Origin of the sequence: Rhizobium sp. GCM10022189, from assembly GCF_042656325.1 — a bacterium.
GTDB lineage: Bacteria > Pseudomonadota > Alphaproteobacteria > Rhizobiales > Rhizobiaceae > Rhizobium.
Map to the genome: position 1 here is coordinate 185,851 of NZ_JBHSOR010000037.1, position 26,616 is coordinate 212,466.

Here is a 26,616-nt window from a genome sequence, read left to right on the forward strand (position 1 = left end):
AGTCGTTGATCATCGATTCGGAGTGTCGCGTCGTGGCGTCAGGACGCCGTGCCCAGTGGAAGGGCTTTCTGAAAGTTGGAGAGGTGAGCTGCGGGGTAGCCCTCTACACGGCTGCCTCTACCGCTGAACGCATCACCTTCAACACCATCAACAAGGCGACGGGCAACCGGGTGAATCGTGTTTTCGTCGACAGCGAGACCGAGGAGCCGGTGCCGAAAGAGGAACAGACGAAGGGTTTCGAGATCGACGATGGTCGCTACATCATGATCGATCCGGAGGAGATTGCCGCGACCATCCCCGAGAGCAACAAGACCCTGGAGATCGAAGCCTTCGTCCCCTGCTCCGAGATCGACGACGTCTATTTCGACAAGCCTTACTACCTGACGCCGAGCGACCGGGTGGGATCGGATGCGTTTACACTGCTGCGGGATGGAATGAAGAGAGCGAAGGTTGCAGCGATCGCAAAGACGGTCCTCTTCCGCCGCATGCGCACGGTTCTCATCCGTCCGCATGGCGCCGGAATGATCGCAAACACTCTCCAATACGATTATGAGGTCCGCTCGTCGAAGACGGCGTTCGAAGAGATACCAAAGCTGAAGATCGAGGGCGAGATGCTCGATCTTGCCACGCATATCATTTCGACGAAGATCGGCGAGTTCGACCCGGCTACTTTCGACGACCGCTATGAGCGGGCTGTCGCCGAACTGGTCCGCGCCAAACTCGAAGGCAGGTCCCTTCCCAAACCGAAGAAGGTGCAGGTCTCCAAGCCAAACGACCTTTTGGCCGCACTTCGAGAAAGTGCCGGCCTTGCCGATAAGACCACAGAACAGCCCAAACGCACCGCCGCCAACGCCAACAAGGGCACTGGCAGGCAACGTGCCGCGCGCCGGGCGGCTAAAACCGCCACACCAGCCGCGCCGCAGCGTAAGGCCGGATAGGAGCACGAGCAATGGCACCCCGTCCCTACTGGAAAGGTTACCTCAAGCTGTCGCTGGTCACCTGCCCGGTCGCAATGTCTCCGGCAACGTCCGAATCGGAGAAGGTGCGCTTTCACACGCTCAATCGCGCCACCGGCAACCGCGTCGTCTCGCAATATGTCGACTCTATCACCGGAAAGCCTGTGAAAGACGAGAACGAGGCCAAGGGTTACGCGCGCGGCGAGAACGACTATGTGATCCTGACGGACGAAGACCTGGACTCGGTGGCGCTCGACACCGTCCGAACGATCGACATCCAGAAATTCGTTCCCGCCGGTTCCATTGGCTGGACCTATCTGGAAAAGCCTCACTACCTGACACCCGACGACCCTGTCGGTCTGGAGGCCTTTTCCGTGATCCGCGACGCCATGAAAGCCTCGAAGGTCGTTGGCGTATCCAAACTCGTGGTCGGCCGGCGTGAACGCGCCGTCATCCTCGAACCCCGCGATGAAGGCATCGTGCTCTGGACCCTTCGTTTCGGCGACGAAGTCCGCCCGGAAGGTGCCTACTTCGAAGGGATCGATCCCGATTGCGAGAAAGATGCCCTTCCCCTGGTCGAGAAGCTGATCAAGCAGCGCACGAAACATTGGTCGCCGGCCATGGTTACCGATCCGATCCAGGAGGCGCTGCTGGCGCTCATCGAGGAGAAGAAGAAGACGCTGAGGCTGAGGAAAGCCGGCAAGAGCAACAAGCCCGAGGCCGCCCCCGCCTCCAACGTCGTCAACATCATGGACGCCTTGAGAAAGTCGGTCGAGAAGGACCTGAAATCGCGTAAGGCTGGATAAGGAGGAATTCAATGAACGACATTGCATTCGCACCTATCAGGGAAGTCGCAGTCGGTCTTCCCGATGCAGATCATTTCAGCACCGCTACGTCTGTCTCTGGCCTGATGGGGATATTGATGTCTGAGCGCTGGCCCAAGCGGGCAAACGACACGACATGGCACCATGCGCTCACCACCTGCGTCAGAGTCATTCAGCTTGAGACAGATACCACGAAGGCCAGAAAAGCTTTCGTCGCCGCCGCAAGGGATGCGGGCTTAGAGGTGGCGGGATATTTTCCCACGACGGTTCAGGAGATGGGCTGGTGGTGGTACGGCAACGTAGACGCGCGTGCCTCCCGCCACAGTACATCGTCGCGCTAGCCCGTGCCTCGACACCGCCTGGATAGCGACCATCGAGATGGCTGCTTTCCGCTTGCCATTTGATGGTGCCTCGCCTGTCGATTCGGAACGAATCGCCTCCGCTGTTGCACGAGCGGAACCAGGTCCGAGTCTGCCTCCTCGTCGATGTCTTCAAAATAGCTTTCCTCTGGCCGAATCTCGTCACCGAACCGTAGCTCCGGAGAACGATATCTTCGCCACAAGGTTCGAGCACTACCGCCCTTTCGCGACGGCCAATAACGATATCTTTGTCGATTAGAAATCGTTACAGGACGGCACTCTAGAAGGCTCAACCCGAGACCTCGCGGGCTCATAGAAAGTGCTATATATGTAGCAAAACAAGGAGGGGTGATATGCCCAAAACAGTCAGGATTCGCCGCCAAGGCGGTGCCGCAGTATTCAGCATTCCCCCTGCGTTTTTAAAGATGCTCGGCGTGGAAATTGGGGCTGAACTCACAGTAGCCGTGGACAATGGTACTCTGGTCGCAACGCCGCTGAAGCCAAAGAAGAGATACACCCTTGCCGAGCTACTTGAAGGGTCGGATGAGATGATCGCGCTGAGCAAGCATGCCGCCGGATGGGACTCGGGCGCTCCTGTGGGCAATGAAATTCTTTAATGGTGGTTGCGGCGCTCATCCGCGCCGAGGCTAATTTTTTCGACAAAGGGGGATTTCCCCCTCGATTTCTGGTTCTGTGTTAAGCGTCTCCGGCCGATTTTCCGCTCGTAATGATTGAACAGTGTCGGTCATGAGGAGCACGTGCCGGGAGCGGCTCTATGAGTAGCATAAACACCAACACAAATGTCATGACCGCGCTGCAGACGCTGCGCGGCATCAGCTCCGGTCTCGACGAGACCAAGGATCGGGTGAGTAGTGGCCTGCTGAAACACCAACGCTTGACGATGTCTTACGGCTATCAGCGTGCTGATAGCCGTAAGACAGTTCATGATGTTATTTGGCCGGCGGTATAAAATCTAACAGTGCTGCAGTAACGGCGATGGGCTGCTCCTCAGGAATCCAGTGGCCCGCGCCTTCGACAACAACTGTACGAACGTTGACAGCAACATGCCGAATATGCTGGCCGTAAACGGTACCTAAGCCTCCGACACCGCTCATCGCAAGAACAGGCATTTCCAGTTTAGTCTCCGCAAACGCCCTGTTGGCAACAACGTCCTCGGGAAAGGCGCGATAGTATTCGAAGCCCGCGCGCAACGCTCCCGGCTGGGAATAGGAACGGCCGTATATCTCGTCCGCCTCATTGTCGAACGCGCGCGAATTCACGCCTTCAGTGTTGTGAAACCACTTGAGGTATTCGAGCTCGCGGCCGGCAATCAACATTTCTGGAACGTCGCGTAGGGCATGAAACCTAAAGTGCCAGGTGCGCGGTCCTTGGACCCACTCATCCCATGGCGCAATTCCCGGAAGCGGCACATCAAGAATTGCGAGAGTCTTCACTTCGTCGGGATGCTGGGCAGCATATGCGTACACAACCATTCCGCCCATGTCATGGCCGACTAGATTTACCACGGGACCAAGGCCGAGATTGCGCACCAACGTCCGAATATCTTGGGCGATTAGCGCTTTTTCGTATCCCGCTGCCGGCTTCGCCGTGTCTCCCAACCCACGTAGATCGGGGGCCAAAACAGTGTACCCTCGACCTGCCAACTCGGGCATTACGTAGCGCCACATGTAGGAAGTGGTCCCCCACCCATGAAGAAGGACAACCGTCTGCGGTCCGCCGCGGGCCAGCAGATAATGGTAATTGACGCCGTCGACATCGGACTTGCCATCCACAATCGAACTTAACACGTTAGGTGCTGAATCTGCCGCCTTGGCATTGCTCATACAAGAAGCGCTCAGTGCGAGAGCCGTGAAAATCCAAGCAATCGTTGCAAATCTGGGCATTTAGACCTCCGGCTTGTTACTCGAAGGCCCCAAAAATGCGGAGTGCGAGGTTTTGGTCCATAGAACGATGGTATGCGACTGGGCTCACTGAGGCTGCAGATTTTCACGTTTCATGGGCCGGCAGATCGTAAACAGATCAGAGCCCCTGCAATCGGCCAAGGTCAAAAGGCTCAAAAATATCAAGGTTGGTTCGTGCAATTTTGCGATTACGCGTTTTTGACGCGCAAGAGAAATCCGCTGCGCGTTCGTTCGAAATGCTGTTCGGTTCAAAAATGGAAGAGCGCTAGTGCAACTAAGTTTAGCCAATTCGTCTTCGAGCTGTGGGCACGCCAATAAAAGGGCGAAGCAGTGGACGCATCGTTCGCTGTCCGGTCTACGCACCACGCCAGACCGACAACAGCACTCCTAGCGGCTGGCTTGGGGTCGGAATGATTGGATCATCTCCATCAATCTATCTCTATCTACGAAGGCAAGTGTGTTTTCGAGAGTTGCCCCCTCTGGCCGGTGGCTTTGATCGTGCCCGTCTCTTGACCGCGCTTCACCACCTATACGCAAGTTGGACTGGCGCAAGTTGGTCGTGTCTGAGAACCGTGTAGTGGATCGTGAGTGGTCTGTTCGGAAGGAGAAAGACATGAAATCCCTGCGCATCTCAATTCTGATGACGTGCCTCGCTACCGTGCAAGCGAGTGCAGCAGACATGGGACCCCAGCCGCCGACACCACCGGGCGCTGAGACTTTCACGCTCGGCGAGTTTCGGATCACCGCACTGAGAGACTCGGTCAACGTCGTACCGAACGACGGCTCCGTATTTGGCGCTGATGTCGGGCCGAACGCAGTCGCAGAAGTTCTCAAGAAGGCTGGACAAAAAACCGAAGCTATCGAGCTATCCGTAGATGCTCTTCTCGCTCGGAGAGGCGGCGAAGCTATCGTGATCGATACGGGGTTAGGTCCGTCGATACCAGGGTCGCTCGCCGGCAGCCTTAGCCTCGCCGGTGTCTCGCCTGACGAGGTGACTACGGTATTGATCACGCATGTGCATAGTGATCACATCGGCGGCCTGATCACCCAGGACACCCAATCCGCGTTCAAGCATGCCGTGATAAAGATCTCGGAACCTGACTGGAAATGGCTTCAACAGCAGCCTGAGATGGCTGAAATCACCAGAGTGATCGCGCCGCAAGTGAAGACGTTCAACCCTGGAGAGGATGTGGCTACGGGCATCAAGTCGGTCCGGATTCCGGGGCACACACCTGGCCACGTCGGATACATGATTAGCTCGAAGGACCAGACCTTGCTCGACGTGGGGGACACCGTTCACAGCTCAATAGTCTCCCTTGCAAAACCAGACTGGGCGATGGGGTACGATACTGATCTTGCGGTCGGACGAACGAGCCGGCGCGAAGTCCTCACTCAGCTTGCGTCACGTCACCAGCTTATTTTCGCACCGCATTTCCCCTACCCGGGCGTGGGCTGGATTGTTTCGCGAGACAATCATTTCGAATGGTCGCCTAAGAAATAGGCGTAAGCCTCTTCTGGAACCAAGTAGTGAGGGTCATCCGATGAAATCCCATGATGCCAATAGATTCAGACATTTCTCCGCAGTTGCGATGGTCGCAGTAGGCATGACTTCTTGGCCGCTGCATGCGCAGAGTCCCAATGTCGAACAGACAAACAAGAGCGCCGAAACATCTGAAATCGCTCCAATCGGCGTTAGGCCATCGGCATTCATGAGAATACCGCCTTCAGCTCGGGGGCCAGAGATCGACCGAAAGAAGGGCTATCGGATCGAAAGTCTCGGGGTGGGTCTCTACATGGTCACTGACAATGCCTACCAATCAATGTTCATGGTCTATGATCATGGCGTTGTCGTAGTCGACGCGCCACCGTCTTACGCCGGCAAAATACGGGAGGCCGTTGGCGAGGTTACCGACAAGCCCATTACGCATCTGATTTACAGCCACTCGCACGCCGACCACATAGGCGGTGCTGGAAGTCTCGGACCTGTGCCCGTGATCATCGCTCATAAAGAGACAAAGCGCCTACTCCTGCGCGACGCCGACCCCCAGCGCCCGATACCCAACGTGACATTCGAAGATCGATATACGCTCGAACTCGGATCACAGGTCCTCGAACTGTCTTACCCCGGCAACGGTCACGAACCCGGCAACATCATGATATACGCACCGGCTCAGCGGGTTCTGATGTTTGTCGATATAGTCTTCCCGGGCTGGATGCCGTTCCGCCGCTTTGGTGTCGCTCAAGATATTCCGGGTTATTTTGAGCAAGTCAGGGAACTCGACAACCATCCATTTGAAACGCTGGTTGGTGGTCATGTGAGCCGCATCGGCACACATGAGGACGTCAAACTTCAGATCGAGTTCGACGATGATATCAAGGCGGCGGCCTTAGCCGCCTTACGCAGCCAAGCCTTCGGCACGAGGCTCAACGACGTGGACCCTTCGAATTCATGGGCCTTTGTCAGTGACTATACGGCGCGTGTCGCTGGTCAGTGTGTCGCAACAATGACTCCAAAATGGAAGAACAGGCTTGCCGCGTTCGACACATTCATTTGGGACCAGTGCTATGCAATGGAGCAAAGCATTAGGGTCGACTAGGCTGGCGCGCTATTGGAGCGAAGCGGGGCGATATGTTGCGAACGTACGCTCCCGTCACGAGGAGGGTTCTTAGGCCCATCGTTCACGGAGTCGGCTCCCATACCTCGACATGCGTGAATGCCGAACCACAGTGCGGTTCCGAATTTGAAAGCGCACCGTTTGCCTTACTGCTGTAGCACCCTGGAGGATGGGATATTGGATCTTCAATTTGGAAATCGGGTAGTGGTCGTGACTGGGGGTTCCTCCGGTATCGGGCTTGCGACGGTGCGTATGCTACTTGCGGAAGGCGCTAAGGTCGTTACCTGTTCACGCGATTGGGAGAAGCTAGAGCGGTCGGTTTCGGACCTCGAGGCTTCCGGCCTCAGGACTGACGACAATCTCTTGGCTGTCTCGTGCGATGTTACGGACGAGGTTCAGACGATCGCGTTAGCACGCCAAGTTCGTGCACGCTTCGGCGGTGCCGATGTTCTGATCAATAATGCAGGTCAGGGTCGCTACAGTACGTTTGAAACGACAACCGACGAAGACTGGGAGGCGGAAATGCGCTTGAAGCTTTACTCAATCGTGCGCCCCACGCGCGCCCTTCTGCCCATGCTTCGAGAAAGCGACAGAGCTTCGATCGTCGTCGTGAATGCTTTGCTCGCCCGGCAACCCGCGGCGCACATGGTTTGCACTTCTGCGGCGCGGGCCAGCGTTCTGAATCTCGTGAAATCGATGAGCTTCGAGTTCGCTCCGGCCGTGCGGATCAATTCGGTTTTGGTCGATTCCGTCAACAGCGGTCAATGGGAGCGACGCTTCGCCCAACGCGAGAATAAGCAGCAAAGTAAAGAAGAGTGGCTCAGGGCACTAGCAACCGAGCGACAGATTCCTCTAAATCGAATGGGCCTTCCCGAAGAGGTTGCCGCGGCAATATGCTTCCTGGCCTCCCCGGTTTCCGGCTTTACTACTGGAGCAAGTCTAGAGGTTTCAGGCGGTTTGTCGAAAGGCGTGTAGGTGACACATCAATACGGACGTTTGGGCAAATGTCCGCGGTAAACGCGAATCCCGGAAGAGAGTTGGTCGCGGCACCCAGCCGTAGGATGACCTGATGATCCCGTATCTCGCAATAAGGTCCGAGCCCTCACCTCATCCACCTTGGCTGGTTAGGTTCTGAGTAACATCAGAGACGCCATTCTCAAACGCCTTCGTGCGTCGGGTACGCGGCTTCCATCCTGAGACGAGGTCTCGCGATCCTGTTGGATAGCAATGATTCGGATAGCCTCAAAATGACTGACGGACAGGTCATTGGCACTTTGCTTCGTAATCGTCTGGAATGCCCGTCAATTCGAAATATCTCGACGTATCATTCTGCCCCGCCTCCTCCGTTCCAGATGGAGGGTGCCTTTACTTTCTAGCTCTGCTATGGTCACGCCTTCAGTTCCGTGTTGGACGAGCCGGTACTGCCAGATCGCCGCCACATTCGCTGCCCGGTTTCAAACTAGGATCGGCCCTGGCCATGACATCGTGGAACGGCATCAGGCCAGTTATTATCAATCGGAAAACTCTCTTCTCTAGGGCAGACGTCGAGTCGAGCGGCGATCGCGTCGCACGTCAAAAGGGCGAAGCAGAAAGGCGTGAACCGCGCCGGCCTCACCGACGTCTTCACAAGTCCCGCCTATCCAGATCGACGCGTTGTTGCTGTGGTGCCGCAGGTATTAGCTTCCCGGAACGTTCGCGAGCGGATATCTCATGACCGAGAAAACACCATCCGGAAACAAGATGGATTGGATTTCGGATGGTTCTTTGCCAAGAATGTCAGGTTCGACTCGGTAACGCCGGCTACAGTCCCGGTGAACTGCCGTTCCTGGCGAATGTTATTCGACTTCGTGGGAGACGTTATCGGTCCGTTCAAAATAGAAGCCATTATGATGGCTAAGCGGAACTTGTCGCCGCCTCAAGTGACCCTGGATCTGGTCAAACATCCAACGTTTTGGGGACAGAACAGCATTTACGCGTAGCGCAATTTTCGACCCGGAAGTCATGACCACAACCGAATTCTCCAAACTGTTACCGATTCAGCCTCGACGCAAACTAGAGATGGCGGCTGCGCTATCTGGCGTCGTTATATACACTTCCGCGAACGGATTCATGACCGGGGGGCTCGGAGTTGCGGGGCGGAAACTCGGACTGACGGACATCGAAGTGGGCTTGGTTCTTGGCCTTGGGGCTTTTATTGGAGTCGTGGCCGCGCCCGCATGGGGCTACGCGTCTGAATTATGGAGCCGGAGAAGGCTGATGCTCTTGGCTGTCCCGATGGTTGCGTTGGGACCGATGGTGATGGCTATCGTCACGGGACAGTTCCTGCCGTTGTCGGCGGCCGTCTCGGGGATTGTCCTCGGCGCTGCCCGCCTAATCCAAGCGCTCTTCGGTGCAGCTCTGATCCCTGTTGCACAGGGCTACGTGGCGGATTTCACAAAACCTTCCCAACGTGTTCGCGGTATGGGCGGCTTGAGCGCCGCCATCAGCTTCGGGACCCTCAGCGGCTCCGTTTTATTATGGCTCACAGGCCAACTGGGAGTTGCCTTGGGCTTTGCGGCAATCTCGCTGTTCGGCCTATCTGCCTGCCTGATGGTGCTGGCATACCTACCAAATGCAGTCCCTCGCCCCGCGCTTCCACGCAGGGAAACCACTCTACCTCTCGCTGATATCTGGCCCTATCTGGCGATAACTTTTGTGGGGTTCACCTGCTACACAACTGTTCCACCGATTTTTGCTCTCCGACTTATGGATCGCTTTGGAATGGACGGCGGCACCGCGGCAGCCCAAACCGGCCTTGTGCTCACTGTCGGTGTATTGGCCGTTTGTATCGCACAGGTTTCGATTGCGGTGTGGGATTTCAAGAGCCCTCGCGCGATGCTACGCGCTGGCAGCGCAGGCATTTTCACTGGCCTGGCAATGCTTCTATTTGCGCGCGACATATTGACGATGTGCTTATCGATGACGGTTATCGGCTTCGCTGTCGGATTTTTGGCACCGGCGGTCCTGGGAGCGATAAGCCTTCTCGGCGGGCGGGGAGCGCAGGGCAAGATTGGCGGGATCAATATGGCAGCGCGCGGATTGGGCTCTGCGGTCGGCCCGGTCCTCGGCACGACACTCTATCAACTTAACCGCGACGCGCCGATATTGGGGTCGCTGGCTTTAGTTATGATCGTTTTTATCCTCACGTTCATATCCCGTGACGCACGAGCCCTTCCGTCCTGACAAGTCAGCGTCGGACATCCACTTCACCGCCTGTTAATGGTCACGTTGAAGGATTTCGATAGTAGTTAGTGAAGTCTCCTGCCCGTGAACGACGGTCTTCCCGCGGAGCCAAACCGCCAATTCTTGTTATGGACAAAATCGAGGAAATCGTGACGGATGGAACGGCGATGACACAGAAAATTGCCTTCCCAAGCATGGCCATCTTGGTCACGTCTTTCCTAGCCGGCGGCATCCTGTACTGGTTTAGCTTGAGCCCGATGGGACTACTTTTGCCAATCGTTGCGGTGGTGCATCGCTGCGATCGGAAAGTCCTGTTTAGGATATCCGGGGTGCTAGTCCTGGCACTAGCCGGTACCTTCGCGGTTGCTTTGGCCGGCTCTGATGAGATGCGCCCTTGTTTGGTCTCGTGGGCGACATTTCTTGCGGTGGCCTTGGGATGCGTCCTGGTTGTGGGCTCAAACCACGCCGCGAAGTCGTCATTCCTTATTACCGGTATCGAGCCGGATATCGGCGGCCGGCATCCGCCTGTACTTACCGCAGAGTTTCTGAGCTTGGTTCACCCCGACGATAGAGACCTCGCAAGCCACGCATCGTCTCGTGCTTTTTGGAGTGGTTTCCCACAGGTTGTGCGATACAGGCGACTTCAACCCGACGGCAGTTACACCTGGACCGAGTTCAGAGCGGAACCAGGTTACGCCATCGCCGACGACACACCCGCAAAAATCTCGGCCCAAGATTTGCCTTGGTCGATAACCAACGCGGTCGGCGAGACGGCCGAAGCCGCACGAACCGCGCTTGTTCTCGAAACGATATTTGGAACGGGATGGGCGATGGACACGACAGGTCGCTTTACCTACGCGACACCCAACGCCCAGACGACGATTGGTCAAACCCTCGAGGAGATGAACAAACAGCTTACCGATGTTGATTTTCTCGACGGCGGAGATCTCGGCTGGAAGCACATATTCCATCCCGACGAGTACGAACGAGTAGCGGCCTCTCTCCGACATAGTCTGAGAGCTGGAGAGCACTGGAACAACGAATATCGACTGAGGAGAGTTTCCACCGGGGAATTCGGCTGGCATCGGGTCGCGATGAGGCCAACGCGGGATCGAGATGGTCGAATTACAGGCTGGTACGGTATGTCGATTGACATCACCGTCTACAAACAAACCGAAGCGGCTTTGCGCGTCCGTGAACAAGAGCTTTCCCAACTCGTGAATATGGTCCCGGTGCATATCATGCGCCTAAGTGGTTCGGCGAAGCCGACCTTCCTGAGCAAAGCCACGCTCGATTATTTTGCGCTGGATGACCAATATGCCGAGCATTCCGAGGCAACCCTGGCGACCATGCAGAGTGCCGTACATCCCGATGATGCTGTGAGGGTGATGTCGGCTCTTCGCCAGGGCGTGGAACGCGGTGATCGTATTGCCGTACGTTATCGCGTCCGCGGCGCGGACGGCATTTTTCGATGGATGGACAGTCGTGCCGAGCCAATACGAGACGCGAGCGGAACGATCGTTGAATGGTATGCTGTGTCGCTTGATGTTAACGATCAGGTCCTTGCGCAGGAGGAACTGCGACTCGCACATGACGATCTAGCTAGAGCGACCCAGGCGGCAAATCTAGCTGAGTTGTCGGCTTCCATCGCACATGAGGTTGCTCAGCCACTGGCCGCTTTGCTGTCTAGCTCCGAGGCCTGCCAACAATGGCTTTCGCAGGACCCACCCAATCTCGATCGAGCGCAGCAGGCGTTGCAACGCATCATCCGAAGCGGGAACGCGGCGACCGCCATTGTCGGTCGGATTCGAGCTCTGTTTGCTCAGTCAGCCGATGTGCGAGAGCCGAGTGATATCAGCCGTATTATTGGCGAAGCCCGCGATCTGCTCAGCGAAGAACTCCTGCGGCGTGGCGTAATACTCAAAATTGAAATTGATCGAGCAATTCCAGCTCTCCGGCTCGATCGAATTCAGATCCAACAGGCGATAATTAACCTGATGAGGAACGGTATAGAGGCTATCGATCCGAACTCCGACATCAGAACGCTGAGCATTCGGATCAAGCGTGTAGGCGATGCAGTTCAAACAGCCATCAGCGACACGGGTCCAGGCGTGGAATTCCCCTCGAAAATATTCGAGCCCTTTTATACGACGAAGGGGCACGGCATGGGAATGGGGCTCGCGATATGCAGATCTATCATAACCTCACATGGCGGACGATTGTGGGTCGAAAATAACGAGCCACATGGCGCGGTCTTCGTTTTCACGTTACCCGTCCCCGAAGAGGCAGCCGAACCGGCATAGCCAAAAAGGTCTCTCCGCGAATCGACACACAGCTTTAGCCGAGCAGCGACAATATCGCTGCTCGGACTCTGAGAACTACTTATCCGCGGTCGTCAGCTCCGTTTCCTTCGTATCAACGACAAACACCGCAAGAAGTTTAGCGGGTTCAGTCTCGCTCGCGTTGGCACTGATCTTGTGATGATCACCCGGTGACTCGATCCAATGTTCACCGGTCCTGTAGACTTTTGGTTCGTCGTCGTTCACGGCGCTTTTAATGCTTCCTTCCAGGACGGTGGCATAGATAAAGGCGCTCTTGGCGTGTGTGTGTGACGGATTGGATCCGCCCGGGCCGTACTCAACCAAAACACCTCGTAAGCTTTTACCGGGGACGTTGGGAAGGACATGATCGAAAACAACAGTTATCTTTGCACGATGCGGTTTGTCTGCCGCGATCGCCGGCATGGCTAAGGACATCGCTATGGCTGCTGTGATGAGGGTGCGAAGCATTTCGTGTCTCCTGTTTAAGCCGCATTACGACTGAGCGGCCGGCTCACGCTATGAAATCCACCGTCGAGATCAGAGCTATACGATGGTTAGGCCTATTCCCTCTCGATTGCCGCGTGGACCGTCCCTACGCTTATCGATCTGTCAGTCTCAATATTCGGGAAGGGAAAGTCTGAGGACGAGGGAAAGAGTCACCAACTCGCTATAGCCTCTCCCGGTCGGCTCTGCGCGCGCGGGCGAGCCGATCCGATCTCCGGAAATGCTTCTACGCCTATCGACGCCAGAGTAACGAATGGCTTGACGGGAGGCAGGTGGGTCTCAGCCCGGCCTTGTACCCGTCAAGTCGAGTTCACCACTTCGCTGACGATGATTTTACATGGTCAACGCAAGTTGGAGGCCGCAGCCAGGCTCAATAGTCCCACTGAACCGGCACCCAGCGATATGAGTCTCCCGCAGCCACTACCCGGCCCACTGATGGGAATGGCATATGAGTAGAAACGAGCCAAGAGCCCGAAGCTGCCAGTTCTGCCATAAGACGCAGCCTCACTCTCGTTGCCTCCTCCGGATCGTGCTCGAAGCCATTGTGCCATTCTGGATGATCAAACGAGACGGGGAAGATCGCGTCGCCTCCAAACATCAATCTATCATTTCCGGATCGCACGCGGACGACACTATGACCGGGCGTGTGACCACCCGTCAGGCTCACCGTGACACCATCGGCGACTTCAGCTTCCTGGTCAAAAAGATGCAGATAGCTCGAATACTCCTTCAGGAAATCCAACGATGCTTTGCGAGCGAGATCTGCGAGCGCAGGCGGCATCGCAGTCTTCGAGAAGTCGGGCCGTTCCCAGAACTTGGCTTCCGGGGCGGAAAGGTGCACCCGTAAGTCTGACCGGAGCTGCTGCTTTACCCCGTGAGCGAGCAAGCCCCCAACATGGTCGAAATGCATGTGCGTCAGGACTACATCGGTTACCGAGCCAAGCTCGACACCCGCTGCCTTCAACCTCTGGATCAGGTGTCCAGCGCGCGGGAAATCCGGGTACTCTTCACCCAGACCGCTGTCGATCAGGATCGTCTGCTTGGGTGTTTTGACAACGACTGCGTTGAGCGCCCAGCCAAACGTATCGTGCGCGAGAAGCCTATCGTCGAGCCACGCGTTGAGGCTTTTTGTGTCAGCGTTTGTCGCCATAGACTCTGCCGGCGGCGCAAGCACGCCGTCGCTGATAACTATGACTTCTATGTCGCCAACCTTGACTGCATAGCGAGACGGAACCAGCTCATCCAACTGCGCACGCGGACGTGTCGAGACTTCGGCTTCCATATTGAACTCCTTTGATCTTTCATAGACAAATGCCGCAACGGAGGCATGCACCTGCACAGGGAATGTCCGAAAGCGACCACGCCGTTCTATGTGACTGGCGGACGTAGCCGAAGCTAAACAGAGGTTTGGGTTTAGCTCCGAAGTCCCTCCCCTATACGTAGATCGCGGAAGCGCATCTCCCCGGCACCGCGCGTAACAGCGCTACACCGCTCGGCTCTCCCAAACTAAAGTTTGGTTACCAACGACGACCCATAAAGCTAGCTTTCTCGAAGCGTCACGCGACGAGCCTGCAATACAAACGCAGGACCCAGTCTGGTTCAAAATCCAGTGCTCGTAACGGTGACCATTAGTCCACAACAAAGGAGTGCGAAATGTCGCAACCATCAAACCACCCGTCACCCGTCCGGCAGCTGCAGGTTCCGCCCGAAAGTGCATTCCACAGCGGCAAGAAGGGTGCTGAGGAACTCGTCCCCTCGCGATACGCGGTTAAGATCGGCGACATCGATGTGATGGTTGTCAGCGACGGTGTGTTGCCGTTGCCGACCGTGATGATGGGTCACAACGCCGATCCTACCGTTCGCGCCAACTGGATGGTGGATCAGTTTCTTCCGCCAGATGCGTTCGACTGGCCGCTGAACGCGGTGGTCGTCCGTAGTGGTTCGCAGACGATCCTTCTGGACGCAGGCCTTGGTCTTGATCCTGACCTTAACCTGCCGCGCGCGGGTCAGCTGCTGCAGCGTCTGCAGCATGCAGACATTGAACTTGCATCCGTCACTGACATCGTGCTGACCCACATGCATATGGATCACGTCGGCGGCCTTTTGGTGGACGGCATCAAGGAGCGCCTCCATCCGAATCTTCGTATTCATGTTGCCGCCGCCGAGGTAGCGTTTTGGGAGTCGCCGGACTTTACCAAAACGAAGATGCCGGATGGTTTTCCGGACGCATTGAAAGCGACCGCCAAGAATTTCCTTGCTCAGTATCGGGGCAACCTTGTCCCGTTTGACGAACAGGTTGAAGTCGCGCCTGGTGTTATTGCTCGCCGGACCGGCGGCCACACCCCGGGTCATTCCATTATCCGAGTCGCGTCCGGAGACGAGGCACTGACCTTCGCCGGCGACGCCATCTTTGCAGTGGGCTTTGACCAGCCCAATTGGCACAACGGTTTCGAACACGACCCCGAGGAGGCCGCCCGTGTCCGCATCGATCTGCTCAATAAGCTCGCAGGAACCGGCGAACTCCTCGTCGCAACCCATCTGCCCTTCCCGTCCCTCGGCCGTGTCGCCGTCGCCGGCGATGCATTCCGCTGGGTACCGGTCTTCTGGGACTACTGAGGAAAATCGGGGGGCTGCGGAACCAAAGCAATTCCCACGCGAAGAGATGACATCCTCAAAACGAGGAAAGTGTGGTGGAATTTGCGGCACCAGTAGCTGTCCCAAATTCAGTATAAGTGAGGATGTCCGGCAATAGCCGGGCATCCTTTTCTCTGTTGGGCTAGATGTGTACGCGCGTGTTCAGGTCAACTTGTTGATCGAAGCATGAAAAGCACCAAGTCCCGTATCTACAAGGTTGACGTGAGATGAGAAGACTGGCGACGTGCTGCTGCGGCAAGCTTACGGCAACTACGCATGGGTCGCCAGTCATGGTTGCCGTCTGTCATTGCCGATCGTGCCAGCTTCGCACTGGCTCTGTCTTCGGAGTTGCAGTTCTCTTCAGTTCGGAAAATGTGAGATGCGCTGGCGAAGAACGGACGTATATACGGACCGGCGATAGTGGGCACAACGTAACGTTTAAATTTTGCCCATCTTGCGGCACGACCGTATATTGGATGCCGGACGCGTATCCTGGCCTGACAGCCCTTGGTTTGGGTTGCTTCGAAGATCCTACCGGGCTCGAGCCCGACAAGGTCGTTTATGGCCACCTTCGACATCCATGGGTCAACGTGCAAGCAGGCTAGCGATACCGTAGAGGTTGGTGGGGTTTTGGTGAAAGTCGCTGTGCGTTTCCCTTCCGCCGGCGCAGTCTATCTGTGCCCCTTCTGCACGGAGCGCTGTCCGAATCTGTCTGATGCGAGCCATTTACTCGGGACTATCGCTGGCAAAAATGTGACGGCCGAAGGCAGCCCAATGTATTGTCCAAATGGTGTCAATCTGGGACTGGACGGCTCTTCGGCGTTAAGAGAAGTCAAGAGCGGCGCTAACGATGATCGTAACTCTATCGCCGACGATCGGGTACTTTGCGCTGACCCCGAATTCCGTTCGACTTATTGTCGCCGAAGCTTCGAATCCGATCGTCGGTGTCCCCTTAAACGGGTTGATGCCCGCCCCAATAAGCTCAACATTGAAGCCGATCCGCTTGGTGATCCCATGCAATGTAAAGTCGCCTTCAAACACCGCGCGTTTGCCGTTTACCGCCCTAAGGCCGCGGCCGGTCAACGTGATACCTGGGAACTGGTCGGTGTCGAACCATTCCGCGCTTCTCAGTTCGTCGTCTAAATGCGCGCTGTTCGTCCTAACGCGCGCGGTTGGGACACTCACCTCGAGCGAGGTTTTGTCTGGGGACGTTGGATCTATGTCGAGCCACCCCTCCGGTTCTAGAAACTCTCCCCAATAGTCGCTGACGCCAAAATGTCTCACTTTGAAAAGGACGCGGGTATGGATCGGGTCCACTAAATACCGGCCGGCGACAATCTCCCCGGGAGTGGTTTCGGTGGCCAATGTCTGCGGCGACAGGTCGGTCAATAGTTTGTCCTTTCGAGCTCCAGTTGGCTGGGTGTGCCCACAGCCAAGCGATCTCGATAATTAGAACAGCAGTTTGTTGACCGTGTTAGCCAAACGATCGTTTGCGTTGACCAGAAGTATCAGAAAGCGCGCGCTGTCGTTTCAGAGCTTAAATACGCTGATGGCGGCATGGACGACATCGTCGCATTGATGACCTCCTCGCGAATGGAGTGCAGCGACGTAAGCATCCGATAGTAAGGTTCAACGAGGGGCAGATCCTCCCACAGAACCGCGAGGCCTAAGTATCGAAGCCTTACCAAACTGACAGCCCAGAAAATGTCGGCGAGGCTCAGGCTGTTGGAGCATAACCAATCCGTCGTGCTTTGCTGAAGATCGAGATTGAGTTGCACGAGACGTTCGCGTGTGGCCTTCCGAATTGCTTCCTGGAAGACTACATCGTGCTGGACCGCCCGCCCCGCGCTCTCTTTCGAAATCTTTGCTTGATAAGCCTCAACAACCTCGGGGTCAGTCGAATGACGAGCGGCAAGCGCCGCCAGTGTCTTGAGCTTCTCGTCGTAGACCGTCTTCATGGCATCCCGAAGCACTTGAGGACGCCGATCTCTATGTGGATGGAACCCGTATAGCAGACCGGGATGTGGCGTGGCATCGACGGCATCCAGTTGCCGGAATACCCGTTGCCGATCCTGGTCAGCTATCGGTATCAACGGGTCCGAACCGCCAACCGCAGAGTCGATGTGAACGCAAATGCGGAGAGAATCGACGATCACTTCACCTGTGTCGAGGTCGACCAACGTCGGGACAGCGCATGCGTCCAATCCGCAGAGCGAAACCGATGACATCCCCGAGTAGCCGTCCGCCAAGCCCCCAACACTTGATACCTGGCCTGAGCGCCTTAGACGCACGTACTCCGCACCATAGTTCTCTGCAGCAACCAGGTTTCCGTCCCGATCTCGGCTGGCGAGTATCAACATCTCGTTTGACTCGTAAGCCACACCCCGCTGCAACAGGGTTGCGCGCACCTTTTGTGAGCAGAACGACATGGCGGCATGGAAGAGTAAGAAGCGCCCCTTCTCGGTACCATGAGAGAAACGCATTACACCCGCTCGCTTGCTATCAGCTATACAAGCGCGCGCGTTCGACACCAGTGAATTCAATCTAATGCGGTCCATGTCCTGCTCTCCGGAGCTGTCCGAGATCCCCGGTATCCCGGAGGTACCTATTGGAAATTTTCCTAGTGGAATGAAGGCGACGCCAGCCAGAGGACCGGCGCTGTGCTGCTAGGACACAAGGCCCCGGGCGGTCCAAACTTCGGGAAATGGAATCTCTTCCATGGTGGGAAGGAGCCACTGAATTGCATCAACGCCGTGATACGCGGGCCGAGATCCGAAAGTGCGGCGCGTCGCCATCAGATGGAGATACTTCCAGTTCGTGAATTCCACCGCAATGTCAGCGAGCAGCTCGGCCAATGACCGCCATTGGTCTTCTGGATCATCCCTGCGATAGATTTCCGCCCAAATGGCTTCGATCTCTTTGCTTGGCTTGTATGCCTTCGCATAGTCGGGCTTGAGGTAATCTTCCGGAACCCGCTGTCCAGCGCGCGCCAGTGCGGCCAAAATATCGTCGTACAGACTCGGTGAGTTCAAGCGCTCTGTCAGCTGTAGATGTCTCTGCGGCTGCGGCTCGAAGTGTTCGAGCGACGGGCGATCTTTTACTCCTAGAAGAAAGGTCATCTCGCGAAACGTCCAGCCTTGCAGGGCCGTGTCCTTGCCGTGCTTTGCGCTCAATCCCTTCAGGATGGGCATGAGTTCCGCCGGCGTGAGCCATGAGAGCGAGCGCCAGTTAGAGTTGAACGCTTCCATGTGGCTGACGATACGTCGAAGAATGCGGTTTGTCGCCGCGATACGATCATGGCGAAGCTCGATCTGCGCAGCCAGTAGCTCGCGGGTAATAAGTGCCCAATAGATTTCACTGATCTGGACGTTGGCGAGAAATGCAGGTTCTGCAGGACTGTCGCTGACAAACTCCTGAAGCGTATGCAGGACCTCCGTCTGGACGTATCTGCTGTAAGGGGTATGGCCGTCGCTTTGGATCGGCTGAGTTGTCCCGGTGTCGTTCATTGTTCCGTCCTCTTCTTCGGCTTATCGCTGCCGGCTATTTGCGTCCGGTCAAGGGAGCGTAGAGCCAATCTGCGAGGTCGGACAGGCGGCCGTTCTTCGACTCAGCGTCCAAAAAGCTGGACGATGCCGTCAGGGTCGCATGCGGCCGATCAGTCGGCCGCATGCGGTAAGCACTTATGCCAGGCCTGCCTTGTCGAGGCCGAAGGCCTTGTCCGCCGAGCCGGGAACTGCCCGGAACGCTACGCTAGCGCGGTTCCAGCTGTTGATGACCATGATCTGGAACGTCAAATCGGAGATTTCCTTTTCGGAAAGCTGGCCGCGAACCCTCTCGTAGATTTCGTCGGAGACGCCGCCTTCCGGCAGTTTGGTCAACGCTTCAGTCCAAGCCAAAGCTGCTCGCTCGCGCGGGCTGAACAGGGTAGATTCGCGCCAAGCAGCGAGGTGGTAGAGGCGCAGTTCGCGCTCACCGTGAATCTTGGCTTCCTTCGAATGCATGTCCAGGCAGAATGCGCATCCATTAATCTGGGATGCACGGATATCGACCAGATCGAGGATGGATTGTTCGATCGAGCCCTTCTTCACTTCCATGCTGAAGCCCATCAGGCTCTTGAAAAGCTCGGGCGAGAGCTGCGCGTAGTTGATCCGCTGTGTCATCGTCTTCTTCCAATTTGACGTTCGTTGAGCGCCCGTACGACCTTCAAGTCCGCGGGCCGAACAGACCGTGCGGTACGACGCCGTGTTAGGATAGCTATACGCTCGTTTACGTTCCTTGCACGGGTGTCCGCGGCGGAGCGACCCCGACGTGAACACGGGGCTATTCCCAGGAGGTCATTTGTCTATCCGAAGAATTCGTAATGAATTCTTCTGAGGAGCTCTCACGTGGGGCCCCCCCCATCAATCTGGTACGCTGCTCCGCGTCCCGATGGCCTGACCGACCTATTGGACCGTCCTGCCTATATGGCCTGGAGCGGCTGCGGAATGCCTAGCATCCTGACGGAAACTACGACTGCTTTTGTAGGGGTCTTCGATAAGTGCACCGTGGCCGATCTCGTTCGGCGCAGAGATCTTCTCGGCCCTCTGCTCACGCTTATGCCTCATGGCCAACTGTTCCGAACAATATGGTTTCAAATGCAACACTGGGCAGCCAACAGCATTCGAGTCATTGCTACGTAAATGTTTGTTTACTATAGATATTTTCGTCCACGTATTCATTTTCCCACGGTGGATTTCGCGCCCGCAATTTCCAGCTAGGCGCAAGCTCGCGTTCCTAGCCGTTGGTTGCGCAACGGGGAATGAACTCCCTGGCAGCCTGGGATCGAAATGATGCTCAAGCCTTCGCGTGTCCCGACATCAGGCCCAACGCCGCGCCCGAAGCTCCACAGCATTCTCAAAGCAAATTGGAAAGGTTAGCCCCATGATTTCCGCGTTATCGCTGGCTCGCAATTACACCGCACGACTCGCGCTGGGTGCACTGCGAAACAATTCGACGACGGATACGAACACCAGTCCGGCGTCGCGACTTCTCAGCTCGTTAGACTTCAACGACAGCACGTCGACGCGGCTAGATTCCAAGACACTATCCATAATCTTGCAGGCATTGCAAAACCAAGGTCGTGGAAACACCGCCGACGGCACGCAACAGCACCTAACTGGATCGATCGGCTCCAAGGATTTCATGGCGAAACTCGAGGCTCGTCTGACCGATGGCGGCAGCAATCCAGTGGGCCACGTCAACGCCCGGGAAATGCTCAGGGCGCTAAAGGACGGGACGCTTAGTGTCACCAATCCCACAACCGGTGAAACTGTGACTGCTTACGACCCTGCCAGTACCAAAAGCGTCCCCAAAACGGAGAAAGGCGACGCAAAGGCATGGAATATGTTCCTGGATGAACACTTGAAGCGCGATGCCGACGGCAATTTTGCAAAATCAGCGGATGGCTCCTATATCGACGCCAAGACGGGCCGGAACGCCTATTTCGACAAGATCAACGGCAGCTATTACTATTTCACCTGGCCGGGAAAGATGTCGGCGGACGTGTGATAGGCACGGCCAGCCCCCCCCTCATCTCTCATTCGGGGAGCTAGACCAACGCAATAGAACGTTCGTTTACCTCCGTCTGGGGGATCGGACCGTGTACAATCGGCAAATGTCGCCCCCCGAACCAAGCATGCGGTCCGATCTGACCGTCGAAGCAGACAAAGACTTCGCCGCGTCTATCGCCGCTGAGATTATCGGCCATCCAGATATCGTAGCAATAAAACTGCATTGCGACGTTGAGCGCTCATGGTATCGGGCAACGTCGGAAGACCAACGGACAGTTCTTATTGTTGCCGCGAATGTCGACCCCTCCCGAGAGGAAGAGTTCACTCAAGAGCTTGAATTACTCCAGTCAATTGCGCATAGCCCGGCGATACTGCACCCGACCAAAGTCGTCATGGGGGAAAAGCAAGTCGGGATGACTCTCGTTGATCCCGGCGGCATTCCGCTCGGCAGCGTTTGCAAGGCCGCAGAATGGGGAACCGCATCTTTCATTGGTCGCAAGCTGGAGGTGGCGTGCCGCATCGCGGAGGCGCTGCAGTTAGTTCATGAGGCGGGACTGATCCACGGCGATATGCGGCCCGAGAATTGCTTTCTGACGGCGAACGGTGAGGTTGCGTTTACGGGTTTCGGCCGTGCCGGACGAGCCACAAATTCTGTTCTGCCCTCGTTTGGGACTCCGGCATATATGTCCCCTGAGGAGACGGGCCGTACAAACCGCCGCCCCGATCAACGCAGCGACCTCTACAGCTTAGGAGTGACGCTGTTCGAACTACTCACCGGGACCCTGCCATTTTCCGCTTCCGAGCCACTCGATTGGGCACACCGACACCTAACCGCGCGCCCACCAAAGCCGAGCCTCAGGTGTCGCGGGCTACCCGAACAGCTCGATGCCATCTTGCTCAAGTTATTGGAGAAGGACCCGGACCTTCGATATCAATCTGCCAAGGCGGTCAAGAGCGACCTCAGGCGCTGCGTAACAGAGTGGGCTGTCGGAGGAAAGGTTGAACGCTTTCCGGTTGCGCGAGGCGATCTCTTCAGACACTCGGGCTACGACGCGACGCTATACGGGCGCGATGTCGCTCGACAGCTTCTGTTGAACTCGGCCGAGCGCGTGGCGGCCGGAGCGGATAGCGAAGTCGTGATCGTGACCGGAGCCGCCGGGCTCGGGAAGTCTTCCCTTGTGGCTGGCATACAGCAAACGCTGGTAGGCCGAGGCTTTCTCTTCGCGGAAGGAAAATTCGATCAGAACAGGTGGGAGACGCCCTACTCCACGATCGTCCAGGCGTTTCGAGGCCTCGTTCGACAATTGCTGGCGAAAGACGAAACAGAAGTCCAAGAATGGCGGTCCAATTTCGTCAAGGCTTTGGGAGAGAATGCCGGACTCATGGTCGATCTCGTTCCGGAGCTTGCGCATATAGTTGGCAATCAGCCACCTATTGCGGCTGCGGAGCTTGCCACAGCTGCCGTTCGTTTCAGATACCTTTTTAAAGCCTTCCTAAGTGTATTTGCCACCGCCGCCCATCCGCTCGTGGTCTTTGTGGACGACCTTCAGTGGCTCGATCCGGCGACGTTGGATCTGATCCAAGGGCTCGCGACGGAGCATCAGCTCAAACATACGCTCCTAGTCGTCGCATACCGAGATGACGAGGTCGATTCGACCCACTCACTGGCCACCCTCCTCGACAATGTCAGGCAGAACTCTCATCGTATCACGGACATTCGGCTCGATAAGCTTTCGAAGGCCGATCTTGAGCGGCTGTTGGCAAATGTATTTTCGTGCCCACCGCAGCGCGTCGGGACACTGGCGGCTATTGTCAAAGAGAAGACGGACGGGAACCCGTTTTTTACCCTTCAATTTCTTCGGCAGCTCGCCTCGGATAAATTAGTTACCTTCCAAGCCGACACATCGGAATGGGAGTGGGACGATGCAGAAGTCGCGAGCCGAAGCGTCACGCGGAACGTGGCCCAACTCCTTGGACTCCAGCTAGGGAGGTTACCGAGCAGAACAAAAGCCGCTTTGGGAATCTTGTCGCTTCTAGGCAGCGCAACCGACTTGAAGACAGCGGCACTCGCTCTCGGGAAGAAAATTGACGAACTGGAGCCGACGTTGCAGCCTGCAATCGAGGCCGGCATGGTTCGAGTGTCATTAAATTGCGTGACCTTCGTACATGACCAAATTCAGATGGCTGCATGCATCTCGCTGGACGACACGGAGCGTGCCAAAGAACATCTGAGGATCGGACGCCTCCTTCTCGCCACCCTCGGTGAGGTCGACGATACGGTTTATACGATCGCCGGCCACTTTGACAAAGCACTGGACTTCGTTTCTGACGAAGAACGCATGGCGGTCGCGAGAGTGTTCATCGCAGCCGGCGAACGAGCGAAACTTGCGAGCGCCTACACGTCCGCTCAGTCGTATTACGAAAAAGGCTTGTCCGTTCTGAGGCACGAAGTGGAAGAGATCAATCCGCTATCCTTCGGACTTCGATTGGGCCTTGCCGAATGCGATATGGTCAATGGAAACTTCTCGTCCGCCGAGGAGCGGCTTGCCGAACTTATTGAAGGAACAACCGTCTTCGCGGAGCGCGCGGAAGTAATATGCCTGACCGTGCTGCTGTTCTTTTCAACCGGACGAAACATTGAGGCGGTGGAGATCGGCGTCGACTTCTTGGGAAAAGCAGGAATCGAATGGCCGCCTCAACCGGAATACGCGGACGTTGTCAGCGAGTTCGAGGAGCTTCACCGGCTTTTGGTCGAAAGACCGATCGACGATCTAGTTCTCGCCCAAGAAATGACGGACCCCCACATCAGGTCTTGTATGGCGGTGATGACTGAAGTCTTCCCTGCGGCCTACGCAGTGGACCGCAGGCTAATGGAATTCCTGTTGCTTCGTATGACCGTCCTGAGTTTGCGACATGGTTTGTGCGACAGCTCGAGCGTTGCCTTCTCTGCCTTGAATATGGCCCTGGGCGCTCAATTCAGTGACTACGCGACCGCGTATAAATTCGGTGAGCTCTCGCGAAAGCTCGTCGAACGAGGGCGGGCGGGAAGATACAAGGCACGTGTATATGCCCTGTTTGCGGGCTTCGCCGTGCCTTGGATCAAGCCGCTGGCCCATAGCAATCCTCTCGCCGAAGAGGCATTTCGGATCAGCACCTCAACGGGGGATTTGGCGTTTGCTGCCTACAGCGCCAGGAATCATATTACGCATCAGCTGATGTCCGGCAAACCGCTCCCGGAAGTGCAAAAGGTGGCGGAGGATGCCTTATCCTTCGCCCGCGCGGTGGAGCTGGGTCTACCGCACGAAAACTTCTTCAGCCAAGTTCGCTTCATAAAGAAGCTACGTGGACTGCTGACAGAAGGAAGCGGCGATGTCGATGGGTGGGCTGCCCCGTATAGCAACCCGCTGCCTGGCAACGCGATGATGATCAGCTATCACTGGGTATTCCGCCTGGTCGAATACTACCTGACAGAAGATTTCTCAGCGGCACGTGAAGCTGCGTTACGGGTGGAGCCCATTACGTGGGCAATGCGATCCTCGATAGAGGAAGCAGAGTTCGAATTCTATGCGGGCCTCAACGCATCAGCGTTAGCTGTACGTGACGTCATGCCAGTCGGTCGCCGTCAGCAGCATCTCGAAGACCTCCGTCGGCATCACGCGCGGCTGGAGGCGTGGGCGAACGGATGTGAAGTAACGTTCGCCTGCCGTGAAGCTCTGCTTGCGGCCGAGATAGCACAATTGGAGGGCAACAGTGCAGACGCGCAGTCGCTCTACGAGAGGGCAATTAAGGGTGCCAGGGCGAACGGATTTCTACAAGTGGAAGCCATCGCCAGCGAACTCGCAGGCAGGTTCTATGTCACCCGCGGGTTGGACATCGCGGCGGAAGCTTACCTGAGGCGCGCAAGGGAGGCATTTGCTCGATGGGGTGCCGTCGCGAAAGTGAGGCTGCTCGATTTCCGTTTTATCAACCTGACCAGCCGTGGGTCGCTACCCCAATCACACGCGTCCTTGGCTTTGCCCGTGGCTTCGCTCGATATTGATGCGGTCGGTAAGGCTTCCCGCGTATTGTCGAGCGAAGTCATACTCGCCAGTCTGATCCAAAAGCTGATGACGCTTGTTGTGCAGAATTCGGGAGCGGAGCGAGGTGTCTTGATGCTGCTGTCGGGAGAGGAGCTTTATATAGAAGCTACGGCCTTTACTGCGGAAAGCGACATTGAAGTCCAGCAAGATAGGAGGCGACATGCCGGGTCCGAGCTTCCATCGTCGGTGCTACATTACGTCATGCGGACCAGGTCTGCACTAGCTCTGCACGACACAGCAGTTGCAATGTTCGATCCCGGTGACGAATACTTCCAAGTAAACCATCCGCGATCGATTCTATGTGTACCTGTATTCAATGCTACCAGTCTGATCGGCCTTCTCTACGTTGAAAACAACATCGTTTCCGACGTCTTCTCCGAGGACCGAACTTCAGTTCTGGACTTTCTCGCCTCGCAGGCGGGGATATGGCTCGGTAACGCGAGACTCTATTCGGAGCTTCAGCGGAGCGAGGCTTGGTTGCGTGAAGCGCAGCGCCTGAGCCGCACGGGCAGCTTTTACTGGAGTGACGAACTCGACCGACTTGAATGCTCAGAAGAAATATACCGCATCTGTCACCTTCCACATCATAACCCGCTAACCATACGCCACATCGGAGACCTTATTCACCCGGCGGACCAACCGGAATTCCAACAGCTCGTCGAAAGCGCTCGGCAACATGGCACGGACATTGATCGCCAGTTCAAGTTGCAATTGCATGACGGCAGCATTCGGGATGTTCGTCTTGTGACACGAACAGCATACGACGCGAATGGTAGCCGCCGGCGTCTTGGCTCTCTTCAGGACGTCAGTGAAATGCAACGCACGCAGGATGTGCTCGCGCGCATCAGCGCGGAACTCGCGCACGTTTCGCGCACTGCCACCTTAGGAGTTCTGGCGGCATCGATCGCACATGAGGTCAGCCAGCCTTTGCTGGGTGTTGTAGCGAACGCCGAGGCTTGTCAGATCATGCTCGCCTCCGAACCACCAAACCTCGATGGCGCACGGCGTACAGCTGCCCGCAGTCTCAGAGATGGAAATCGCGCTGCCGATACGATCAGGCGCTTGCGCGGCCTATTCGGCAGTACCACGCCGATTGTTGAGGCTTTCGATTTGAACGACGTTGTCCGCGAGGTTCTCACCCTTGCCGGAAACGAGCTTCAGGCGAACGAGATCCAACTCCGATCCTCATTCGAGGAAAGGTTGCCTTTAGCCTCCGGCGACAGAGCCCAGGTGCAGCAGGTCGTTTTGAACATTCTTCTCAATGCGGTAGATGCCGTTCGGCGTTTTCGTGGTGGCCAGCGTTCCGTAGGTATCTCCACCAGGTCTTACGGTAGCGATCAAGTGCGAATTGACATTAGTGATAACGGGTGTGGCATCGATGACGAAGACAGCGAGCGACTATTCGAAGCCTTCTATACGACCAAGCCGAACGGTATGGGCGTTGGACTATCGGTCAGCAAAGCAATCATAGAAAGCGTCGGTGGGCAAATCTGGGCAGCAGCGAATTTGAAAGGGGGCGCGACCTTTTCTTTTACTCTCAAACGTGCCAGCAATCGGGACGGCATGCGACCCAGTGATGAAGCTAACGGATCGCTGCCAGCCCGTAGCTCCTGATTGGGGAGGATATCGAA

The 26,616-nt window shown here is 56.5% G+C and carries 22 protein-coding genes and 1 pseudogene; 15 read left to right on the forward strand and 8 right to left on the reverse strand.

Annotated elements, in window-relative coordinates:
- Positions 1-32: 32 nt before the first annotated feature.
- Genes ACFPWW_RS14265 through ACFPWW_RS14275 form a run of 3 tightly spaced genes read left to right on the forward strand, consistent with a single transcriptional unit; the run spans position 33 to position 2,121 of the window.
- Positions 33-938: a Ku protein gene (locus ACFPWW_RS14265; RefSeq protein WP_377312339.1), complete on the forward strand. Its 906-nt coding sequence runs from the start codon at positions 33-35 to the stop codon at positions 936-938.
- Between the two features lie 11 nt (positions 939-949).
- Positions 950-1,762, forward strand: coding sequence for a Ku protein (locus ACFPWW_RS14270; protein ID WP_377312169.1), 813 nt, complete (start codon positions 950-952; stop codon positions 1,760-1,762).
- Positions 1,763-1,773: 11 nt separating this feature from the next.
- Complete coding sequence (locus tag ACFPWW_RS14275; RefSeq protein WP_377312170.1) at positions 1,774-2,121, forward strand: DUF982 domain-containing protein; 348 nt, start codon at positions 1,774-1,776, stop codon at positions 2,119-2,121.
- A gap of 101 nt (positions 2,122-2,222) precedes the next feature.
- Here ACFPWW_RS14275 and ACFPWW_RS14280 read toward each other — a convergent pair.
- Positions 2,223-2,383 (reverse strand): annotated as a pseudogene (locus tag ACFPWW_RS14280) (Ku protein); the annotation flags it as partial.
- A gap of 109 nt (positions 2,384-2,492) precedes the next feature.
- On the opposite strand from ACFPWW_RS14280, the gene ACFPWW_RS14285 reads away from it, so the two are divergent.
- Together ACFPWW_RS14285 and ACFPWW_RS14290 are read left to right on the forward strand one after the other, a co-directional pair.
- The gene (locus ACFPWW_RS14285; RefSeq protein WP_377312171.1) at positions 2,493-2,756 is read left to right on the forward strand and encodes an AbrB/MazE/SpoVT family DNA-binding domain-containing protein; all 264 of its coding nucleotides are present in this window, start codon (positions 2,493-2,495) and stop codon (positions 2,754-2,756) included.
- 158 nt (positions 2,757-2,914) lie between these two features.
- Positions 2,915-3,109, forward strand: coding sequence for a hypothetical protein (locus ACFPWW_RS14290; RefSeq protein WP_377312172.1), 195 nt, complete (start codon positions 2,915-2,917; stop codon positions 3,107-3,109).
- Here ACFPWW_RS14290 and ACFPWW_RS14295 read toward each other — a convergent pair.
- Entirely contained in the window at positions 3,090-4,043 is a 954-nt protein-coding gene (locus ACFPWW_RS14295) for an alpha/beta fold hydrolase (RefSeq protein WP_377312173.1), read from the reverse strand. The two genes, ACFPWW_RS14290 and ACFPWW_RS14295, sit on opposite strands and share 20 nt — an antisense overlap.
- Positions 4,044-4,674: 631 nt before the next feature.
- Between ACFPWW_RS14295 and ACFPWW_RS14300 the strand changes: the two genes are divergently transcribed.
- The 6 genes from ACFPWW_RS14300 (at position 4,675) to ACFPWW_RS14325 (ending at position 12,201) form a co-directional block, all read left to right on the forward strand.
- Positions 4,675-5,562 carry an MBL fold metallo-hydrolase gene (locus tag ACFPWW_RS14300; protein WP_377312174.1) on the forward strand — a complete coding sequence of 296 codons (888 nt, stop codon included), beginning with the start codon at positions 4,675-4,677 and terminating at the stop codon, positions 5,560-5,562.
- A gap of 40 nt (positions 5,563-5,602) precedes the next feature.
- Positions 5,603-6,658 carry an MBL fold metallo-hydrolase gene (locus ACFPWW_RS14305; RefSeq protein ID WP_377312176.1) on the forward strand — a complete coding sequence of 352 codons (1,056 nt, stop codon included), beginning with the start codon at positions 5,603-5,605 and terminating at the stop codon, positions 6,656-6,658.
- Positions 6,659-6,853: 195 nt separating this feature from the next.
- Entirely contained in the window at positions 6,854-7,651 is a 798-nt protein-coding gene (locus tag ACFPWW_RS14310) for an SDR family oxidoreductase (protein ID WP_377312177.1), read from the forward strand.
- 620 nt (positions 7,652-8,271) lie between these two features.
- A complete protein-coding gene (locus ACFPWW_RS14315; RefSeq protein ID WP_377312178.1) occupies positions 8,272-8,655 on the forward strand; it encodes a hypothetical protein in 384 nt (127 codons plus the stop codon).
- 22 nt (positions 8,656-8,677) lie between these two features.
- On the forward strand, positions 8,678-9,898 hold the full coding sequence (locus ACFPWW_RS14320) for an MFS transporter (RefSeq protein ID WP_377312179.1): 1,221 nt from the start codon (positions 8,678-8,680) through the stop codon (positions 9,896-9,898).
- Between the two features lie 128 nt (positions 9,899-10,026).
- Positions 10,027-12,201, forward strand: coding sequence for a PAS domain-containing protein (locus tag ACFPWW_RS14325; RefSeq protein WP_377312180.1), 2,175 nt, complete (start codon positions 10,027-10,029; stop codon positions 12,199-12,201).
- Positions 12,202-12,276: 75 nt separating this feature from the next.
- Here the strand turns inward: ACFPWW_RS14325 and ACFPWW_RS14330 are convergent, their stop codons facing one another.
- Positions 12,277-12,687 (reverse strand): cupin domain-containing protein, encoded by a 411-nt coding sequence (locus ACFPWW_RS14330; protein WP_377312181.1) that lies wholly within the window; start codon positions 12,685-12,687, stop codon positions 12,277-12,279.
- Positions 12,688-13,093: 406 nt separating this feature from the next.
- The gene (locus ACFPWW_RS14335) at positions 13,094-14,005 is read right to left on the reverse strand and encodes an MBL fold metallo-hydrolase (protein ID WP_377312182.1); all 912 of its coding nucleotides are present in this window, start codon (positions 14,003-14,005) and stop codon (positions 13,094-13,096) included.
- A 371-nt stretch (positions 14,006-14,376) separates the two neighbouring features.
- Here ACFPWW_RS14335 and ACFPWW_RS14340 point away from each other — a divergent pair, with 371 nt between their 5' ends.
- Together ACFPWW_RS14340 and ACFPWW_RS14345 are read left to right on the forward strand one after the other, a co-directional pair.
- Entirely contained in the window at positions 14,377-15,339 is a 963-nt protein-coding gene (locus ACFPWW_RS14340; RefSeq protein WP_377312183.1) for an MBL fold metallo-hydrolase, read from the forward strand.
- Between the two features lie 308 nt (positions 15,340-15,647).
- Positions 15,648-15,962, forward strand: coding sequence for a GFA family protein (locus ACFPWW_RS14345; protein WP_377312184.1), 315 nt, complete (start codon positions 15,648-15,650; stop codon positions 15,960-15,962).
- Between the two features lie 217 nt (positions 15,963-16,179).
- On the opposite strand, the gene ACFPWW_RS14350 is transcribed toward ACFPWW_RS14345, so the two are convergent.
- The 4 genes from ACFPWW_RS14350 to ACFPWW_RS14365 form a co-directional block, all read right to left on the reverse strand.
- Positions 16,180-16,746, reverse strand: coding sequence for a YceI family protein (locus ACFPWW_RS14350; RefSeq protein WP_377312185.1), 567 nt, complete (start codon positions 16,744-16,746; stop codon positions 16,180-16,182).
- Between the two features lie 119 nt (positions 16,747-16,865).
- Entirely contained in the window at positions 16,866-17,915 is a 1,050-nt protein-coding gene (locus ACFPWW_RS14355; protein WP_377312186.1) for a glutathione S-transferase family protein, read from the reverse strand.
- Positions 17,916-18,023: 108 nt separating this feature from the next.
- Positions 18,024-18,863 carry a tryptophan 2,3-dioxygenase family protein gene (locus tag ACFPWW_RS14360; protein WP_377312187.1) on the reverse strand — a complete coding sequence of 280 codons (840 nt, stop codon included), beginning with the start codon at positions 18,861-18,863 and terminating at the stop codon, positions 18,024-18,026.
- Positions 18,864-19,037: 174 nt separating this feature from the next.
- Positions 19,038-19,517, reverse strand: coding sequence for a carboxymuconolactone decarboxylase family protein (locus tag ACFPWW_RS14365; RefSeq protein ID WP_184400668.1), 480 nt, complete (start codon positions 19,515-19,517; stop codon positions 19,038-19,040).
- Positions 19,518-20,277: 760 nt separating this feature from the next.
- Here ACFPWW_RS14365 and ACFPWW_RS14370 point away from each other — a divergent pair.
- The gene (locus ACFPWW_RS14370; protein WP_377312188.1) at positions 20,278-20,904 is read left to right on the forward strand and encodes a hypothetical protein; all 627 of its coding nucleotides are present in this window, start codon (positions 20,278-20,280) and stop codon (positions 20,902-20,904) included.
- A 127-nt stretch (positions 20,905-21,031) separates the two neighbouring features.
- Positions 21,032-26,599 (forward strand): trifunctional serine/threonine-protein kinase/ATP-binding protein/sensor histidine kinase, encoded by a 5,568-nt coding sequence (locus ACFPWW_RS14375; RefSeq protein WP_377312189.1) that lies wholly within the window; start codon positions 21,032-21,034, stop codon positions 26,597-26,599.
- Positions 26,600-26,616: the final 17 nt, after the last annotated feature.

Coding starts and splice junctions, on each gene's coding strand:
- ACFPWW_RS14375 (WP_377312189.1), top strand. CDS start 21,032: ATGCGGTCCGATCTGACCGTCGAAGCAGACAAAGACTTCGCCGCGTCT.
- ACFPWW_RS14270 (WP_377312169.1), top strand. CDS start 950: ATGGCACCCCGTCCCTACTGGAAAGGTTACCTCAAGCTGTCGCTGGTC.
- ACFPWW_RS14330 (WP_377312181.1), bottom strand. CDS start 12,687: ATGCTTCGCACCCTCATCACAGCAGCCATAGCGATGTCCTTAGCCATG.
- ACFPWW_RS14355 (WP_377312186.1), bottom strand. CDS start 17,915: ATGGACCGCATTAGATTGAATTCACTGGTGTCGAACGCGCGCGCTTGT.
- ACFPWW_RS14275 (WP_377312170.1), top strand. CDS start 1,774: ATGAACGACATTGCATTCGCACCTATCAGGGAAGTCGCAGTCGGTCTT.
- ACFPWW_RS14345 (WP_377312184.1), top strand. CDS start 15,648: ATGGTTGCCGTCTGTCATTGCCGATCGTGCCAGCTTCGCACTGGCTCT.
- ACFPWW_RS14285 (WP_377312171.1), top strand. CDS start 2,493: ATGCCCAAAACAGTCAGGATTCGCCGCCAAGGCGGTGCCGCAGTATTC.
- ACFPWW_RS14305 (WP_377312176.1), top strand. CDS start 5,603: ATGAAATCCCATGATGCCAATAGATTCAGACATTTCTCCGCAGTTGCG.
- ACFPWW_RS14365 (WP_184400668.1), bottom strand. CDS start 19,517: ATGACACAGCGGATCAACTACGCGCAGCTCTCGCCCGAGCTTTTCAAG.
- ACFPWW_RS14340 (WP_377312183.1), top strand. CDS start 14,377: ATGTCGCAACCATCAAACCACCCGTCACCCGTCCGGCAGCTGCAGGTT.
- ACFPWW_RS14360 (WP_377312187.1), bottom strand. CDS start 18,863: ATGAACGACACCGGGACAACTCAGCCGATCCAAAGCGACGGCCATACC.
- ACFPWW_RS14295 (WP_377312173.1), bottom strand. CDS start 4,043: ATGCCCAGATTTGCAACGATTGCTTGGATTTTCACGGCTCTCGCACTG.
- ACFPWW_RS14300 (WP_377312174.1), top strand. CDS start 4,675: ATGAAATCCCTGCGCATCTCAATTCTGATGACGTGCCTCGCTACCGTG.
- ACFPWW_RS14290 (WP_377312172.1), top strand. CDS start 2,915: ATGAGTAGCATAAACACCAACACAAATGTCATGACCGCGCTGCAGACG.
- ACFPWW_RS14320 (WP_377312179.1), top strand. CDS start 8,678: ATGACCACAACCGAATTCTCCAAACTGTTACCGATTCAGCCTCGACGC.
- ACFPWW_RS14325 (WP_377312180.1), top strand. CDS start 10,027: ATGGACAAAATCGAGGAAATCGTGACGGATGGAACGGCGATGACACAG.
- ACFPWW_RS14335 (WP_377312182.1), bottom strand. CDS start 14,005: ATGGAAGCCGAAGTCTCGACACGTCCGCGTGCGCAGTTGGATGAGCTG.
- ACFPWW_RS14370 (WP_377312188.1), top strand. CDS start 20,278: ATGATTTCCGCGTTATCGCTGGCTCGCAATTACACCGCACGACTCGCG.